The organism is Eubacterium pyruvativorans (assembly GCF_900102225.1).
Taxonomy (GTDB): Bacteria; Bacillota; Clostridia; order Peptostreptococcales; family Anaerovoracaceae; genus Aminicella; species Aminicella pyruvativorans.
Genome location: NZ_FNBF01000035.1, coordinates 1 through 16,491, shown reverse-complemented (window position 1 = coordinate 16,491; position 16,491 = coordinate 1). Strand labels below are relative to the sequence as shown.

Annotated in this window: 17 protein-coding genes and 1 riboswitch; of the genes, 1 reads left to right on the top strand and 16 read right to left on the bottom strand. The window is 54.8% G+C overall.

Annotated features, from left to right (window positions below; genetic code table 11):
• From BLQ24_RS09355 to BLQ24_RS09330, 6 genes are all read right to left on the bottom strand, one after another.
• Positions 1–753 (bottom strand): NAD(P)/FAD-dependent oxidoreductase (locus BLQ24_RS09355; protein WP_090163024.1); only part of this gene is annotated, 753 nt, incomplete at its 3' end.
• Positions 754–820: 67 nt separating this feature from the next.
• Positions 821–2,131 (bottom strand): glycine reductase complex selenoprotein B, encoded by a 1,311-nt coding sequence (gene grdB, locus BLQ24_RS09350; RefSeq protein ID WP_090164687.1) that lies wholly within the window; start codon positions 2,129–2,131, stop codon positions 821–823.
• Between the two features lie 14 nt (positions 2,132–2,145).
• Positions 2,146–3,426: a glycine/sarcosine/betaine reductase component B subunit gene (locus tag BLQ24_RS09345; protein ID WP_242869633.1), complete on the bottom strand. Its 1,281-nt coding sequence runs from the start codon at positions 3,424–3,426 to the stop codon at positions 2,146–2,148.
• 84 nt (positions 3,427–3,510) lie between these two features.
• Positions 3,511–3,915: a GrdX family protein gene (locus BLQ24_RS09340; protein ID WP_090164685.1), complete on the bottom strand. Its 405-nt coding sequence runs from the start codon at positions 3,913–3,915 to the stop codon at positions 3,511–3,513.
• Between the two features lie 157 nt (positions 3,916–4,072).
• Positions 4,073–4,206, bottom strand: a riboswitch (glycine riboswitch).
• 233 nt (positions 4,207–4,439) lie between these two features.
• Positions 4,440–4,988 (bottom strand): rubrerythrin, encoded by a 549-nt coding sequence (gene rbr / locus BLQ24_RS09335; protein WP_090164684.1) that lies wholly within the window; start codon positions 4,986–4,988, stop codon positions 4,440–4,442.
• Positions 4,989–5,140: 152 nt separating this feature from the next.
• Positions 5,141–5,662: a cysteine hydrolase family protein gene (locus tag BLQ24_RS09330; protein ID WP_090164683.1), complete on the bottom strand. Its 522-nt coding sequence runs from the start codon at positions 5,660–5,662 to the stop codon at positions 5,141–5,143.
• A 130-nt stretch (positions 5,663–5,792) separates the two neighbouring features.
• Here BLQ24_RS09330 and BLQ24_RS09325 point away from each other — a divergent pair, with 130 nt between their 5' ends.
• Positions 5,793–6,635, top strand: coding sequence for a patatin-like phospholipase family protein (locus BLQ24_RS09325; protein ID WP_090164682.1), 843 nt, complete (start codon positions 5,793–5,795; stop codon positions 6,633–6,635).
• A gap of 86 nt (positions 6,636–6,721) precedes the next feature.
• On the opposite strand, the gene BLQ24_RS09320 is transcribed toward BLQ24_RS09325, so the two are convergent.
• From BLQ24_RS09320 to BLQ24_RS09275, 10 genes are all read right to left on the bottom strand, one after another.
• Complete coding sequence (locus BLQ24_RS09320; protein WP_090164681.1) at positions 6,722–6,904, bottom strand: FeoB-associated Cys-rich membrane protein; 183 nt, start codon at positions 6,902–6,904, stop codon at positions 6,722–6,724.
• A gap of 17 nt (positions 6,905–6,921) precedes the next feature.
• Positions 6,922–9,324 carry a ferrous iron transporter B gene (gene feoB / locus BLQ24_RS09315; RefSeq protein WP_090164680.1) on the bottom strand — a complete coding sequence of 801 codons (2,403 nt, stop codon included), beginning with the start codon at positions 9,322–9,324 and terminating at the stop codon, positions 6,922–6,924.
• 89 nt (positions 9,325–9,413) lie between these two features.
• The gene (locus BLQ24_RS09310) at positions 9,414–9,635 is read right to left on the bottom strand and encodes a FeoA family protein (protein ID WP_090164679.1); all 222 of its coding nucleotides are present in this window, start codon (positions 9,633–9,635) and stop codon (positions 9,414–9,416) included.
• A gap of 49 nt (positions 9,636–9,684) precedes the next feature.
• Complete coding sequence (locus tag BLQ24_RS09305) at positions 9,685–9,897, bottom strand: FeoA family protein (RefSeq protein ID WP_090164678.1); 213 nt, start codon at positions 9,895–9,897, stop codon at positions 9,685–9,687.
• Between the two features lie 740 nt (positions 9,898–10,637).
• Entirely contained in the window at positions 10,638–11,858 is a 1,221-nt protein-coding gene (gene rlmD / locus BLQ24_RS09300; protein ID WP_090164677.1) for a 23S rRNA (uracil(1939)-C(5))-methyltransferase RlmD, read from the bottom strand.
• Positions 11,797–13,692 carry a YgiQ family radical SAM protein gene (locus tag BLQ24_RS09295; RefSeq protein ID WP_090164676.1) on the bottom strand — a complete coding sequence of 632 codons (1,896 nt, stop codon included), beginning with the start codon at positions 13,690–13,692 and terminating at the stop codon, positions 11,797–11,799. The genes rlmD and BLQ24_RS09295 overlap by 62 nt, the downstream gene beginning before the upstream one ends.
• 33 nt (positions 13,693–13,725) lie before the next feature.
• Positions 13,726–14,850: a GGDEF domain-containing protein gene (locus BLQ24_RS09290; RefSeq protein WP_176755917.1), complete on the bottom strand. Its 1,125-nt coding sequence runs from the start codon at positions 14,848–14,850 to the stop codon at positions 13,726–13,728.
• A 137-nt stretch (positions 14,851–14,987) separates the two neighbouring features.
• The gene (gene crcB, locus BLQ24_RS09285; protein WP_090164674.1) at positions 14,988–15,353 is read right to left on the bottom strand and encodes a fluoride efflux transporter CrcB; all 366 of its coding nucleotides are present in this window, start codon (positions 15,351–15,353) and stop codon (positions 14,988–14,990) included.
• A gap of 21 nt (positions 15,354–15,374) precedes the next feature.
• On the bottom strand, positions 15,375–15,737 hold the full coding sequence (locus BLQ24_RS09280) for a DUF1304 domain-containing protein (protein ID WP_090164673.1): 363 nt from the start codon (positions 15,735–15,737) through the stop codon (positions 15,375–15,377).
• A 17-nt stretch (positions 15,738–15,754) separates the two neighbouring features.
• Positions 15,755–16,390: an MBL fold metallo-hydrolase gene (locus BLQ24_RS09275; protein WP_090164672.1), complete on the bottom strand. Its 636-nt coding sequence runs from the start codon at positions 16,388–16,390 to the stop codon at positions 15,755–15,757.
• Between the last annotated feature and the right edge of the window lie 101 nt (positions 16,391–16,491).

Below are 16,491 nucleotides of genomic sequence, written 5' to 3'. Positions count from 1 at the left end.
TTCCGTATTCGGCACCGTTCCGATGAAGCCGAACACACCGAACAATCCGTCGTCTTCATCCGCATGAATTGTGGTCTGCTCGCCGGTCTTCGTATTCTCCACCACCATGGTGTCCAGAATGCCGTCGCCGTCCAGTTCCTTCACAACCGTGTTCCACATGAAGTTAAGCTTCTCGTTCTTGAACGCCTTCTCCTGAATGGATTCTGCCGCACGGAGCTGGTCTCTTCTGTGGATGATGGTCACCTTTCTGGCGAACTTCGTCAGATACATGGCTTCTTCCACCGCTGCATCGCCGCCGCCCACCACGTAGACTTCCAGATCTTCGAAGAAGTTGGCGTCACAGGTGGCGCAGTAGGACACGCCCTTGCCCCGGAACTTGCCTTCGTTCTTGCAGCCGATCGGCCGGGAATGGGCACCGGTGGCGATGATCACCGCCTTGGCGTGATACTCTCCGTTGGCGCCGATCAGGATCTTCTCCGGACCGTCCAGCTTCACTTCCTTGATGTTGTCGGACACTCTCTCACAGCCGAATTTCTCGCACTGCTTCGTCATCCGCTCGATCAGGGACGGACCGGACTCGCCTTCCAGCATCTGTCCCGGATAGTTCTCGATCTCATTGGTGATCGCGATCTGTCCGCCGTCCTGTGCCCGCTCGATGATCAGTGTGTTCAGTCTCGCCCGGCCGGCATAGATGCCTGCCGCCAGACCTCCCGGGCCTGCACCCAGGATGATCACATCATACAGTTTACTCATTGGTTTGCCCTCCATATCCGGCGGCCTGGGTCAGCCGCCGGACACTTGCATATATCTTCAGCGATAATTATTCGAAAATGGTCTGATCGGACACTTCCGTGGTCAGCGCCTTCAGCGCCTTCTCCACGATGTGGCGGCGGAGCGCCTTTTCGTCATCGTGCTCCAGTTCCGGATTGCCCAGCGGATGCGGGATCGCAATCGCCGGAACGATCCGGTTCGCACCAACCGTCATGGAGATCGGTGTTACTGTACATACGTGTACAACCGGCAGTCCTGCTCTTTCAATTTCCTTCACCATCGTTGCACCGCAACGCGTACAGGTTCCTCAGGTGGAGGTGAGGATAACGCCGTCTACACCGTCTGCCAGAAGTTTTTTCGCAATTTCGGAAGCGAACTTCTTCGCATTGGCTACTGCAGTACCGTTACCCACTGTTGCATAGTACTTGTTATGCAGGGATCCGATGATGCCTTCCTTCTCCATATCCCGGAGAACGTCCACAGGCAGAACTCGGTTCGGGTCATCATTCGCATAGACCGGGTCGTATCCGCCGTGGGCCGTCTCATGGCTCTCGGAGGTCAGGCAGTCGATGCCGTCCAGGAAGTACTCACCGTAACGGGATGCACTGGAGCTCTCGATGTGATCCGGATTGCCCTTCGGTACAATACCGCCGGAAGTAACCAGAGCGATCTTCGCATGCGCCATGTCCTTGATGGCCGGGTTCGGTGCGACACGGTCGAAGACCGGCATCGGATACTCTGTATCGAACGGCTTGCCGTTCAGTTTCTTCAGCAGCATATCCACCGCACGTTCTGCACCGCGCTTCTTCTCGAAGAAGTTCACCCGAATACCGTTCGGAATATACCCTTCTTCACAGGACGCACCAATCTTTTCGCCCTTTGCCAGCTTCAGAGCCAGCGGCGCCATGGTCTTCACAGCCTTCCGCATGCCTGCTGCACTGTTCTTCGTGGAAACCATCAGGACCTTGTCCTTGAACATGTCAACGCCCGGGTTTTCCACATACATACCGGTCAGGGAAGGAATTCCCAGATCCTGCTGAACATGGGCTGCAACCGTAGCGCAGGCCACGCCGTAACGTCCCGCATTGAAAGCCGGACCTGCGATGAAGACATCCGGTGCTTCCGCCTTCACCCATTCCAGAACCTGTGCCGTGGCAGAATCCATATTTTCATTGAAGTAGGTGTCGCCGCAGACGATGGTGGCGATAATCTCGGCTTCTTCACCGAACTGTTCCATCAGCGCCAGACCCGGGCCGACTACTTCTCCCTTGCGGAGCTCCGCAGGGTAATCTGCTTTTTCTTCGCCGCCGATCTGGGCAAAGAACTGGTTGATGTAATGAACCACTTTCAACTTAGCCATGTATGCCCTCCTTCTTACCGTGCGCTCAGATAACCGAAACCGGTCTCGTTGGTGGATCCTGTGATGACCTGGATCTCCACTTCGATGGAACCGTCTTCCCGGAGCGTGTTTTCATTGGCGCCGGCGATCTTGTCAATATAGTCCATGGTGCCGATCACCTTGTCCATCTTCGGCAGAACCACGTACTCGTTGGCGTTGCCGCCGGTGACAACCGCATCTGCCGCTTCGTCGGCATCTGCCAGGGACTGAGACTTGCCGTCTCTTCCGGCGTATTCGTCTGTGATGATGACCGTCTTCACACCCTCTGCTTCGATCTTCTTGCAGTTCATGATCAGGTCGGTATCCGGGTTGCCGAATCCCTCCTGGGAAACGATGACACCGTCCAGATCCAGCATCCGGCAGATCTTCGCCGTAAAGTCAGAAGAACGCATCTTGTCCGCCAGGTATACATTCTCGTTTGTCACGATCTGGCAGACGAAGTTCAGCTTCTTTCCGTGCTGCTTGAACAGTTCCTCAACTACCGGGTTGTTCTCGTGAACGTAAGTCGGGTTCTTGTCGCAGGCAGATACGCAGTTTCCGGAAATGATTGCACCGTCGAAGACTTCTGTCGGGCTGAGGATCGTCGGCAGCGTCTTCTTTGCATCCACACCGTAAACATACGTGTCATGCAGCAGGCCCTGGGACTGCAGCATCTGTACATAGGCCACCCGCGGCAGATCCGGATAAGCTTCGATGCCTTCCTTGATTCCGCATGTCTCGTACACCTTCGTCTCATCCGGCGTCAGTTCTCTCGCCAGCTCGCCCAGGAATACCGCAACACGGAGTCCGGCGAAACGCACTGCCTTCTCATATTCGTGCTGTTTCAGACCTTCCACCGGTTCGCAGACCATGCAGAGATTTAGTGTCTTGGAGAACGGTGTGTAATCCGCTCCCGGACCGCTCATGTCGATCACGCCTTCCTGGAAACCAACAATGCGGCCGGCTGTGACAACCGCCATGCCCTTCAGTACGTAGGTCTTGCCGGAACCGACCGTGTCAACCTTGTGCATCACGCCCGGGAAAACACCGCCGCGGCCTTCTACCTTCACACGCGGTTCGATGACGTCCTTCACCGGTGTGATCCGGACGGATTCTCCCGGCTTAGCGATGTCGAAGGTGACGCCCTTCAGTTCTTCGTCTTCCAGAACGACTTTCTCCAGCTCCTCTTTCGAGACATACAGGGTACCGTTTTCGATCTTCGATTCCGGTGCGAACTGAATGTCCTGAATGAGGATGTTTCCAATTTCCAGTCTCACTTCATTTTCCTCCTTCATTCCGATGAAATAAGCTGTTTCCGGCGGAGCGGGATTTCCGGACTGCCCGGGGCATCCGTCCCGCCGCTATACCGTCTGATCTGCGTCTGCGGATTCGATTCCGCTCGCGATCAGTCTCCAGTCAATTACCTGAAAATCCTCCAGTACTTCCGGTCGGTACTTCTGATACTTGGAAGCCTTGTCCTCGAACTTGTCACATGCCTCCACGGCCCGCTGGATCAGAGCCATTGAATCCGGGTCCGGTGCCTCACACCGGCTGCTGAGCAGCACCGACTTGTACGGCGTCTCGTTGGGCTTCACACTGCCGCTGAGCGGATGGGTCAATAACCGGTGTCCGTCCTGTACAAGTGCCCTGACGTGAACCAGAAGATCCCGGAAGGATCCCTCGAAGAACTCCACGCTGTGAGCTTCCCCCGCTTTCTGCTCTACCAGAGGGTTATTCGTGACGATGACATATTTCTGTTTTTTCATGGACAAAAAATTTCCTCGCAATCGTTCGTCCGTCCCGGTACGAAGGCGGAGCACAGACTCAGATAATGAAAAAGGGACATGGCTGCACGAATCCGCAGCGATGTCCCATTCTGTCTAAGCGATATGCGGCAATCCCCGCATTCTCTATTCAGAATTTCCTGCTCCGCCGGTCCTTCTGCCTGAAAGTTTCACCGGAATCCCCGACTACCTGGATTCGGTTTGCCTCTTCGGCGGCATCCTGCGGGAACGGTACGTCCGTTTCCATCCGATGCGCTCTCCCTGCGGAACAGCTGTCGGAATGTTCGAAATTGAATACGATACTGCACCGTTTTCGATTGTTCCGACTATTTATCTTGTAAATTCATAATAACGTTTAGGATAAGATTAATCAATATATATTTTCCGGTTCGGTTAAAAAAGTAACGAGAATTTTCACTTTTGGTTTGAAGCACATTTCGGGCCACGAAAAAAGCGGCATTTCGTTGTAAGAAGGAACGAAATGCCGCCGGAACCGGATCAATAGTCTAATAATTTTCTTCGTGAATTTCGAAGTATGCCTGCGGATGTCTGCAGACTGGGCATACCGGCGGCGCTTCCGTGCCGACGATGATATGACCGCAGTTGCGGCATTCCCATACTTTCACTTCGCTCTTCCGGAACACTTCCTGGGCTTCCACGTTATGAAGCAGCTTCCGATAACGTTCCTCGTGGGTCTTCTCGATGGCGGCAACGCCGCGGAACTGGGCCGCCAGTTCATGGAAACCTTCTTCGTCCGCTTCCTTCGCCATCCGGTCGTACATATCGGTCCACTCATAGTTCTCGCCTTCTGCGCCGGACGCCAGATTCTCCGCCGTATCTCCCAGCATGCCCAGTGCCTTGAACCAGAGCTTCGCATGTTCCTTCTCATTCTCCGCCGTCTTCAGGAAAAGCGCAGCGATCTGCTCGTATCCTGCCTTCTTCGCCACGGAGGCAAAGTATGTGTACTTATTCCGTGCCATGGATTCCCCGGCAAGTGCTTCCAGAAGATTCTGTTCGGTTTTCGTTCCGGCATATGGATTCTTCTTCTCAGCCATTGGTCTATCTCCTCCCTGTCTGAGTGTGAATTATCTGATTAACTGTAATTATGCATACTTTTCTGAGAACGTGCAAGAGTGTAGATCACATGTGAAATATTAAGATTTCTTTAGATTTCGTCGTCTGTCCCCCTCTCCGCCCCTTTCTTCCTTTACTCTATGATGATCTGACAACTGGCCATGGTTTCCAGTGCCGCCCGATGTTTCTCCGGTGTGACGCCGGCGCAGCAGGCGCTGTCCACAGAAATGGCCACTTCCGGCATGTACGCCTTCAGCAGAAGTGCATTGGACACCACGCAGATATCTGTACAGAGTCCTGTCAGTTCCACTTCGATTTCCTCCTGCCGGGAGAGGTCCCGCAGTTTCTCCGCCAGCAGTACACTGCCGAATGTCGGTTTATCGAAGATGTGATTCTCCGGAATCCATTTTTCGATTTCCCCAGGGATCTGCCAGCCTTCTGTTCCTTTCAGACAGTGAGGAACCGGAAGATTCTTTCCCTCCATGGTATCCAGATAGTTATCCGGATGGGTATCCCGGGTGGCGTAGATGTCCGCAGGATCCCGGGAACGGAGTTTTTCGATTACGGCGGGAACAATGGCTTCCGCCTCTTTCGTTCCCAGTGCACCGTCGATGAAATCCTTCTGCATATCGATTACCACCAGTATCTTCCTCATGAATACCACCTCACTCACTGTAATAATTCTATTATCTGTCTGCCACAGCGATTATCCTTTCTGATCAGGAGCTCTCTGTGGTATAGTCTTAGGATATAGTAAAAAAACAGATCGATCAAGGAGTGGAAGAATGAACGGAATCATCGACACCGGAGGCGGTCTCCGGGATATTTTCGGCGCAGGCGTGCTGGATTACTGCATGGAACATCAGATATGCTTCGACTATGCCCTGGGGGTTTCTGCAGGCTCTGCGAACCTCGTTGCTTACATTGCGGGGCAGGAAGGAAGAAATGTTCATTTCTATACAGAATACGCACGCCGGAAGGAATATATGAGCCGGGAAAATTTCTTCCGGAAGAAGAATTACGTCGATCTGGATTACGTATACGGCACACTGAGTAATGACGGCGGAGAAAATCCGGTGGATTGGCAGGCTTACGAAAACAACCCCATTCCCTTTGTCGTTGTCGCCACCGATGCCGAAACCGGAAAGCCCCGGTACTTCACAGGAGAGGACATTCATCCCAACGACCTGGGGATCATCAAGGCGTCCTGCACGCTCCCGGTGGTCAACACCCCCCGCAGAATCCGGGGCGTCCCGTACTACGACGGCGGCGTGGCCGATCCGGTGCCGATCCGTCATGCACTGGAGGACGGCTGCCGGAAGATCGTACTGATTCTGACCAAACCCTATGATTACGTCCGCACTTCCACCTTCACGGTGAAATTCGGCGCCCGGGTGGTCGGCCGCCGCTATCCGGCCGTCCGGAAGGCCCTCCTCCACCGGGCGGAGGCCTACAATCAGTCCGTGGCAGAGGCAAAAAAACTGGAGAAACAGGGCCGGGTGCTGATTCTGGCGCCGAATGACATCTCCGGGCTGAGCACTCTCACCGTGGACGTGGACAGGCAGATGGCACTGTACGAGGAAGGGTACCGGAAAGCCGCAGGGATCCGGGCATTCCTCGATGACTGAACCCTCGCATCGTGACAGAAGATGAAGTAAGAAGCTGCCCGAAGCGGTTCAAACCATGCTTCGGGCAGCTTTCATACAATGATTTTTTATTTATTCAGGTGGCAGGAACTTCCCGTGCCGCAGTGGCTGCAGTGGCTGCAGTCCCCTCCGCAGCAGGACTTCCCCTGCTTCTTGTCTCTTATCATTTTCCGGATAATACCGGTTACAATTCCGATCAGTGCCGCTGACACCAACAGCGTGCCGGCATTAGAAACAATCCATGCTATCATTGAATAACCTCCTGTCTTCAGCCGTTATACGCCGGACTTCCGGTGAGCCGTTCCGCCTCATGATACTTCCGTAAGAACACCATATAGATGATTCCTGCCAGGGCGGCGAATGCGGCAATCAGCCCCGGCACGCTGATGTTTCCGGTGAACAGGCCTCCGAACTGATTAATCATGAGTGCCACCACGTAAGCGAATCCGCACTGATATCCGATGGCGAACCAGGTCCACTTCGCATTATTCATTTCCCGGCGGATTGCGCCGATGGCAGCGAAGCACGGTGCGCAGAGCAGGTTGAACACCAGGAATGAATAGCCGGTCAGCGGTGTGAAAATATGGGACATATTCTGCCACAGGTGGTCTCCTCCGTAGAGCGTTCCCATGGTGCCCACCAGATTTTCCTTTGCCACCAGTCCGGTGATGGCACTGACGGCAGCCTGCCAGGTGCCCCAGCCCAGCGGGATGAAGATCCAGGAGATCGCCCTTCCGATATAGGCCAGGATGGAATGATCCAGTTCTTCATTCTCCAGCAGTCGGAATCCTCCGCCGATGAATCCGAAATGGCTGGCGAACCACACAACAATCGTGGAGAGCAGAATGATGGTACCCGCCTTTCTGACGAAGGACCAGGCTCTTTCCTTGACGGACCGCAGCACATTGCCGGCGGTCGGGATATGGTAGGACGGCAATTCCATTACGAAAGGTGCCGGATCCCCGGCGAACATACGGGTTTTCTTCAGCATGATTCCGGAAACGACAATCGCGGCCATCCCCACGAAATAGGCAGAAGTTGCCACCAGCGCAGAGCCGTGGAACAGTGCGCCGGATACAATCGCAATGATTGGCAGCTTCGCACTGCACGGAATGAACGTGGTTGTCATAATCGTCATACGCCGATCCCGTTCGTTTTCAATGGTTCTGCTGGCCATGATCCCCGGAACACCGCATCCAGTACCGATCAGCATCGGGATGAATGACTTTCCGGACAGGCCGAACTTGCGGAACACCCGGTCCAGCACGAAGGCGATCCGGGCCATATAGCCACATGCCTCCAGGAAAGCCAGCATCAGGAACAGTACCAGCATCTGGGGAAGGAAGCCGAGTACCGATCCGACACCGGCGATGATGCCGTCAATCACCAGACCTTTCAGCCACCCTGCGGTGTGAAGCTTGTCCAGCGCTGCCTCGGCCAGTTTCGGGATACCTGGAACCCAGATACCGTAATCTGCCGGATCCGGTTCGTCCCCGATCCGGGCGAGGGTTTTCTTGGCAGACTGATATTCTCCGATCGTCGCAGTTTTCGTCACCGTTTCCAACGAATCTTCGTCCACAACAACCGAATAGGCGAAGCGGTCTTTCGGCGCCGTTTTGTGTTTTTTCACGTAGACCTTATAGCCGTCTACGATGGCAGAGGCATCGGAATACTCCTGCTGCACCTTTCCGTAGCCGCCGTCATTTACCAGGTGGAAGCCGTCTCCAAAAACATTGTCGTTGACAAAGTCTGTGGCCGGGGTTCCGATTCCGACCATGGAAATCCAGTACACAAGGAACATAATCACTGCGAAAATCGGCAGACCCAGCCAGCGGTTCGTCACGACCCTGTCGATCTTGTCAGAAGTGGAAAGTTCCCCGGAATGTGCCTTGGCATAGCAGCCGGTGATGATCTCTGCGATGGAAATGTATCGTTCGTTGGTGATGATGCTCTCGGCGTCGTCATCCAGCTCTTTCTCTGCCGCCCGGATGTCATTTTCGATGTGGACCAGTGTTTCCGGCGGGATGGTCAGCTGTTCCCGGACCTTCTCGTCCCGTTCGAACACCTTGACCGCATACCACCGCTGCTGTTCCTCCGGCATATTGTGAACCACCGCTTCTTCTATATGGGCCAGTGCGTGTTCCACCGGTCCGGAGAATCGGTGCATCGGCACGGGGCGTGCTTCTTCCGCCGCCTGAATGGCTGCTTCTGCCGCTTCCTTGATCCCCTCGCCTTTCAGCGCCGAGATTTCCACAACGGTGCATCCCAGATTCCGGGACAGTTCTTCTGTATTAATCCGGTCTCCGTTCTTCCGGACAACATCCATCATGTTGAGGGCTACCACCACCGGAATGCCCAGTTCCGTGAGCTGAGTGGTCAGATACAGGTTTCGTTCGAGATTCGTGCCGTCGATAATGTTCAGAACAGCGTCCGGACGCTCACCGATCAGATAATTCCTTGCCACGACCTCCTCCAAGGTGTAGGGAGACAGAGAGTAGATTCCTGGAAGGTCTGTGACGGTAACGCCTTCGTGTCCCTTCAGTTTCCCTTCCTTCTTCTCTACTGTAACCCCCGGCCAGTTTCCGACGAACTGGTTGGAACCGGTCAGGGCATTGAACAGGGTTGTCTTCCCGCTGTTCGGATTACCCGCAAGTGCAATACGTATTTCCATAATTCTACTGATTCCTTTCTGCTTCATGTGCTTTGAGAGGTTAACGACGTCTAACCCTGTCCCGAAAAAAAACGCAGTTGTTCTGACCGTTACTCAACCTCAACCATCTCTGCATCCGCTTTCCGGATGGACAGTTCATAATTTCTGACGGTGATCTCGATGGGATCCCCCAGCGGAGCGATTTTCCGAACGGATACTGCGGTATTCTTTGTCAGTCCCATATCCATGATGCGTCGTTTCACGGCGCCTTCTCCGTGGAGTCTGACCACCTTCGCCGTATCTCCGACCGCCACATCTCTCAGTGTTCTCAATTGATTCCCTCCTTCCCGGACATCGTCTGCATTTTCATCGAATGTTCGTTCACACCATTATTTTCCGTGCCAGCTCGCTGCTGACGGCCACTCTGCTTTCCTTGGCTTTCACAATCAAATTGCCCCCCAGGGCGCTGATCACGCAGACTTCTCCGCCCACGTTGAAACCCAGGTTCTCCAGATGTTTCTTCACTTCCGGACTGCCGCCGATCTTCTTGATGATCTGCGGACGGCCCCGTTCTGCCAAATTCAAAGGCAGCATAGTCCCTCCTATCTAAAATTAGTCTCTTCTAACTTCGATATTCATTATAGGTTAGGCATTGTTAACTTGTCAAGATAAAGTTAGACAACGCTAATATGATGTGCTGTAATCGTATGGTGCTGACACAATGGGCGGTTTCGGTCTGGCGGGTGCGATTTCGCGAAAAAATTCGTCTTCGCACCTGTTCCGGGCCGGTTTTCGCTCATTCATCTGGCGACACGATCGCGAGGGTGCGAAAATAGAAAATATTCTTTTTTCGCACCCTGCCGATTCAGTCCCGAATTGAATAATCGGTGATAATTTTCTGTAAGTGGATAAAAATACAGAGATGTTTGGGAATATGCGCCCGGCAGTGAATGCCCTCCATTCGATCCAGTCGATGAGATGGCATTCTCGATGGAAATGGTTGTTTATCCATGACTCCGGAAGATTATTCAAGCTCCGTAGGTGCGAAAATCCGGTTTTTGCGTCATTACGCACCACGTTTAGACGCAGAATATTTTAATCGAGAATAATTTTTGTTTTCGCACCTTGTTTAGCGTGTTTCAGGTGCGGAATTGGTAAAAAAGGCTATTTCGCATCTTCCGCTATTACTGTACCGCGATTCGTATACAATCTCCCCTCCGCAGGCTATGCATCAGTATTCAAACTGTGATTTGTATATAATATGCTGCCCACCCGACAACCCTTTCCCGCGAACCCGTTGGGCGTTGGCGTGATACAGTTCATGACTTGAAATCTCACGATTGGTTTTCAAGAAGACACACGGTCTCCACATCCTTCGTAAACGGGAACATGTCCACCGGCACTACCCGCATAATCCGGTAGCCGCACCGGCAGAACTCTTCCAGATCCCGGGCCAGGGATTCCGGTCCGCAGGAAACGTAGACGATCTTCGTGATGGCGAGAGCCGCAGCGGCACGGATGAATTCCGGGGTGCTGCCTGTGCGGGGCGGATCCATACATAGAACGTCGAACGCCGGCCCTTCCAATCTGTTCGCCGCACAGGCCTGGAGAAATTCGGTGGCATCGGCGCAGATGAATTCGATGTTCCGTATGTGGTTGGAGCGGGCGTTGGCGACCGCATCCTTCACCGCGTGGCGGTTCAGCTCCACGCCGGTGACGTCTCCGGCGAATGGGGCCATGAACATGCCGATGGTGCCGGTACCGCAGTAGGCGTCGAGAACATGTTCTGTGCCGGTGAGGCCGGCCATTTCCCGGGCGAGGCGGTAGAGTTTTTTTGTCTGCCGGGCATTCACCTGGTAGAATGCCGAAGGAGAAATGCGGAAGTCCATGCCCAGGGAGCGGTCCAGGATGGTGCCCTTCCCCCAGAGTACGATGTTCCGGTCTCCCAGCACCATGCTGGTGCGGCGGGAATTGATGTTCTGGACGATGGTGGTGATCTCCGGAAATTGCCTGCGGATTGCTTTCACGAAGTTGTTCTTCCCTGGAAGCTGGGGGACGGCCGTGACCAGGGTCAGCATGATTCCCTCGGAGGCGGTGCGGACCATGATGTGGCGGATGAGGCCGACGCCGGTGTCTTCGTCATAGACCTTCCACTTGAAGGACGGGATCATCTCCGTCACCGCTTCGATGATGGCGTCTGCCCGCCGGTCTTCCAGCAGACATCCCCTGACCGGGATCACATGATGGGTGTTTTTCTGGTAGATGCCCCGGATCGCCGTGCCTTTCGGGCCCCGGGCCAGTGCGGCGTGCACCTTGTTCCGATAGTAGAACGGGTCCTCTGCGCCCAGGATCGGTTCGATCCGGCAGCGGCAGGCTCGGCAGACGGCACCGATGCTTTCCCGCAGGAATGCTTCCTTTCGCTTCAGCTGGCCGGCATAAGGCATGCCGGCGTAGTCGCAGCCGCCGCATTTTCCGGCGTAGGGACAGTTCCATTTAGTGTTTTTTTGTTCGGCCGCCGGAGCGGGACCGTTCTGTCTTCTTGTTTGCTTTCTCATTTCTGGTGTTTCCGTTTCTTTTTCGGCTGCCGCCCCGGTGTGCAGCATTCCCGGGACGGATGAGGCATTTCTCGCCGTATCCGATGAGGTCCTCTCTTCCGGCTTGTATCAGGGCCTGGCGGACCAGGTTGTAGTTTTCCGGCCGGCGGTACTGAAGGAGCGCCCGCTGCATGGCTTTCTCTTTCGGGCTGGTCACACTACGTACCGGCTGCATGTTCCGGGGGTCGATTCCGGTGTAGTACATGACGGTGGAAGCAGTGGACGGAGTCGGGTAGAAGTCCTGGACCTGATCCGGCTGGAACCCCATGTCCCGGATGGTCTCCGCCAGGGCGATGGCATCCTCCAAGGTGGAGCCCGGATGGGAGGAGATCAGATACGGAACCAGAAACTGCTGTTTTCCGGTTTTCCGGTTGATCTTCTCGAAGCGGCGGCAGAAGGCCTTGTATACATCACTGCCCGGTTTCCCCATCAGCTGCAGTACATGGTCCGAAACGTGTTCCGGTGCCACCCGGAGCTGGCCGCTGATGTGGTACCGGCACAGTTCTTCCAGGAAGGTGTCGTCGGGGTCGGCCATGACATAATCATACCGGATGCCGGACCGGACGAAGACTTTCTTCACCCCCGGAAGCTGACGGAGCTCCCGGAGCAGCGCCACGTAGTCGGTGTGGTCGGCGTGGATGTTGCCGCAGACTTTCGGAAACAGACACTGGCGGTTGGGACAGACTCCCTTCTCGATCTGCTTCCGGCAGGCCGGATGGCGGAAGTTGGCAGTGGGACCCCCCACGTCGTGAATATAGCCCTTGAAGTCCGGGCGGCGGATCATCAGCTTCGCTTCCCGGATCAGGGACTCGTGGCTTCGGGCCTGTACGATCCGCCCCTGATGGAAGTTCAGTGCGCAGAAACTGCAGCCCCCGTAACAGCCCCGGTTGCTGGTCAGGGAGAAGCGAATTTCCGAAAAGGCCGGAATCCCCCCTTCCGCATCATAGACCGGATGCCATGCGTTTTCGTAGGGCAGTTCATAGATGTCATCCAGTTCCTGTGTGGTCACCGGCCGCATCGGCGGATTCTGAATCACATACCGGTGTTCTCCGTAGGATTCGATCAGGGGCCTGCCGCTGATCGAGTCGGTGTTCTGCTCCTGGATGGAGAACGAGCGGGCATACTGGGTTTTGTCCTTCTGCATGCTCGCAAAGTCCGGCAGCGTGATGCCGTCCCAGACCTGGTCGGTGGTCCGGGACTTGTAGACGGTGCCGGGGATGAACGTGATGTCCCGGATGTTCAGCCCGCTGTTCATGGCGTCGGCCACTTCCACCATCGCCAGTTCTCCCATGCCGTAGATCAGCAGGTCAGCGCCGGAATCCAGCAAAATGGACCGGCGGAACCGGTCCGACCAGTAGTCGTAGTGGGCCAGACGGCGGAGGCTGGCCTCGATGCCGCCGATGATGACAGGAATGTGTTTATATGCCTGCTTGATCAGATTGCTGTAAACCACGGTGGCATGATCCGGCCGCATGCCCCGCCTGCCTCCCGGGGAGTAAGCGTCCTGAGACCGGGGCTTCTTGTTGACCGTATAGTGGTTGACCATGGAATCGATGTTTCCTGCGGTGACCAGAAATCCCAGGCGGGGTTCTCCAAATTCTTTGACCGAATCCGGATTGTGCCAGTCCGGCTGGGGCAGAATTGCCACCTTGTACCCGTGGGCCTCCAGGACCCGGGAAATGATGGCGGCGCCGAAAGAAGAGTGATCCACATAAGCATCACCGGTAATATAAACGAAGTCGGGGCGTTCCCAGCCCCGGCTCTCCATTTCTGCTTTCGTAATCGGTAAGAACATGATATTCCCTTCGTTTCATCAATATTGCCGGCTTCATTGCCGGCTTCGTCCGCAGTCTGTTTCTGGAGAAGCGGCATGATGATCTCTTTTCATTTCATATAGTTTCCGGTGCGCCTGATGAATTAATTCCCGGAGATCTCCGGCTGTGTCCGGATGACCGGTGACAAATCCGGCGCTGCACCGGATCGGAAGGTCCACGCCGGGGATGCGGATCCGTTCCACACCCCGGAACCACCGGTGAATCCGGCGCCGGTACTCCGTAGCAGTGATGTCCTCCATGATCACCAGGAATTCATCCCCGCCGTAGCGGTAGCAGCATTCCCTCGGAAAATGCTGACAGAGCTCCTTCGCCACTGCCTTAAGCACCATGTCGCCGGCCTCGTGGCCCACCCGGTCGTTGAATTGCTTGAAGTGGTCGATGTCAGCCATCATGACGGCGACGTCGTTTCCGACAATCCGGTCGAAATCTTCCCGGATTGCCATCCGGTTTCCGATGTCAGTCAGCACGTCCGTCTGGGAAATTCGTTCCAGTTTCCGGTTCAGCCGTTCCACTTCGAACCGCTGGGTGACGTTCTCCAGCACACTCTGATACCGGACAACGATGCCGATCCACATGAGAACGGCCATGGCGAAATAGTTGAGCGGGGAAATACCTGAACCACCGTCCACCGTGTAGATCACCAGATAGAAAATGATGTGACTGCCGAAGATCAGCACGGCGCCCAGAAGCGGCTTAATTGCCACGAAACAGATGAATACAATTTCCACGATGAAGAACGTGAGCATCTGCTCCCCCTCCATGTAGTGGCGGTAGGAAGCTGCCATGCCCCAGAATGCCATGACGATGAAGTACAGGATCAGAATGCAGCTTTCCCGCCGCAGCGGTCCTTCGATGACTTCCTTGGACCTCTGCACACGGGTCAGATGCACCGCCACGTATATACTGGCGATGATGCAGAATCCGACGCTGATCACGCTCTTCGGATATTTCGTCAGATCCTGAAGATGGTGCAGAGAAAACAGCAGCAGGATGATACTCTCCACCACGGCTGTTCCAATAGAAATCTGCCGGAGACTTTCCAGATTGTTTCTGACGATGGTCCGCCGGACCGTTTCACTGACCGGAGGCAGCAGGAGATGACGGATTGTTTCTTTCATGCTAAGATGTTGTTCTTTCATAATAACGGATGTTTTTTCTTTTTTTCTAATAAATGCCTTAAACCTAAAAATCGCTAACTTTTATTATACGGCAGAACGCCCGGCACTGTCCATACGAGCGTCCTTCTCACAGCGACTTAAGAAAAAATAACCGCGATTCTTTTTCCAATGTACACCCCGGCCAGACAGCAGATTACGCTGATCACCATGTATCCGGTTCCCAGCAGGTACTTATTCTCCTGCATCAGCTGATGGGATTCCAGCGAAAAGGTCGAAAAGGTGGTGAACCCGCCGCACACTCCGGTTTTCCAGAAAAGAACCGCATTCTCCGGGAGTCGGTCCCGATCCTCGGCAAGACCGGCGACCAGTCCGATCAGCAGGGCTCCCAGGAGATTCGTCAGAAAGGTCAGCGCAGGGAAATCCGGCTTGAATGGAATCAGGCTGATGGCATACCGCCCCGTGGCACCGACGGCCCCGCCCAGAGCCACGAATAAATAACTCATTATCATTCCCCCTTTCCTGCCTTAGAACGGCAGTGCAGCGGAAATCAGCGTCAGAATGGCCAGTCCCCCCTGAGTCAGAATGATCTTCGGGCTGCTGGTGATGCTTCCGTACAGCGCAACCAGCACGATATACCCCATCAGACAGAGCACCGCTGTTTCGCTGGTGAACACGAAGACGGCCAGCAGAATCAGCACGGCGATCAGCCCGTTGTAGACTCCCTGATTCTTGAACAGCACATTCACATTCTTCTGTCCCAGTTCATCCCTCGTCATTCCGAACACCTTGGATGTCTTCTCCGAGTCTGTGGCCAGGGTCTCCAGATAGAAGATATAGACGAATTCCGCCGCCACCAGCGTCGCCAGTATTTTCATGATCATACTCATTATTTCTTTCCTCCTGATTATTCTGCCTGCAGCGGACGCAGCGTGATCACCTGATCCGGGACATCCCGGGCATCCACGATGATTTCTGTCTCCTGCATCCTGTGGACCCCCGGAATGATCTTCATGACTTCGGAGATTGACTTCTGCACGTCGTACCCCCGTTCCCCTTCCCGGTAGTGCATCAGGATCTTCAGGCTCGGTTTTTTCAACTTTCCGAGCATTTCCTTCGTCTGCCCGGCATCAATCGTATAGTATCCGGCGCAGGGCATCAGAAGAACATCCGCCTGGCTCAGTTTCTCGTACTCATTCTCCTCCGGAAGGCGGCCCAGATCCCCCAGGTGTGCGACGGTGATCCCACCGGCCTCCAGGAATGTGATACGGCAAAAACCACGCTTCTCCCCGTTCGCATCATCGTGGGGCACGGTCAGAAACGAAACATCGAAAGGACAGGTCCGGCCGGTCAGCTTCACCCGTTCCGTCCCGTTGTGGTCATGATGATCGTGGGAGCAGAAGACGGCGTCTGCCTCCATGTTTCTCGGGAGCGTCGTTCCCGGAACACTGCCGTCCTCATAAGGGTCGAATACTGCCGACCCCTTCTCTGTAGAAACCTTGAAACAGGCGTGTCCGAAATACTGTATTCTCACATTTGCCATTTTCAATTTCCTCCTCCTACAATAAAGTTGTAGGTAACAGACACCTGACAACCAGCCAGGATCTGCTCCCTTTCATTGCTAAAGCTGTACAATGGTGTGGC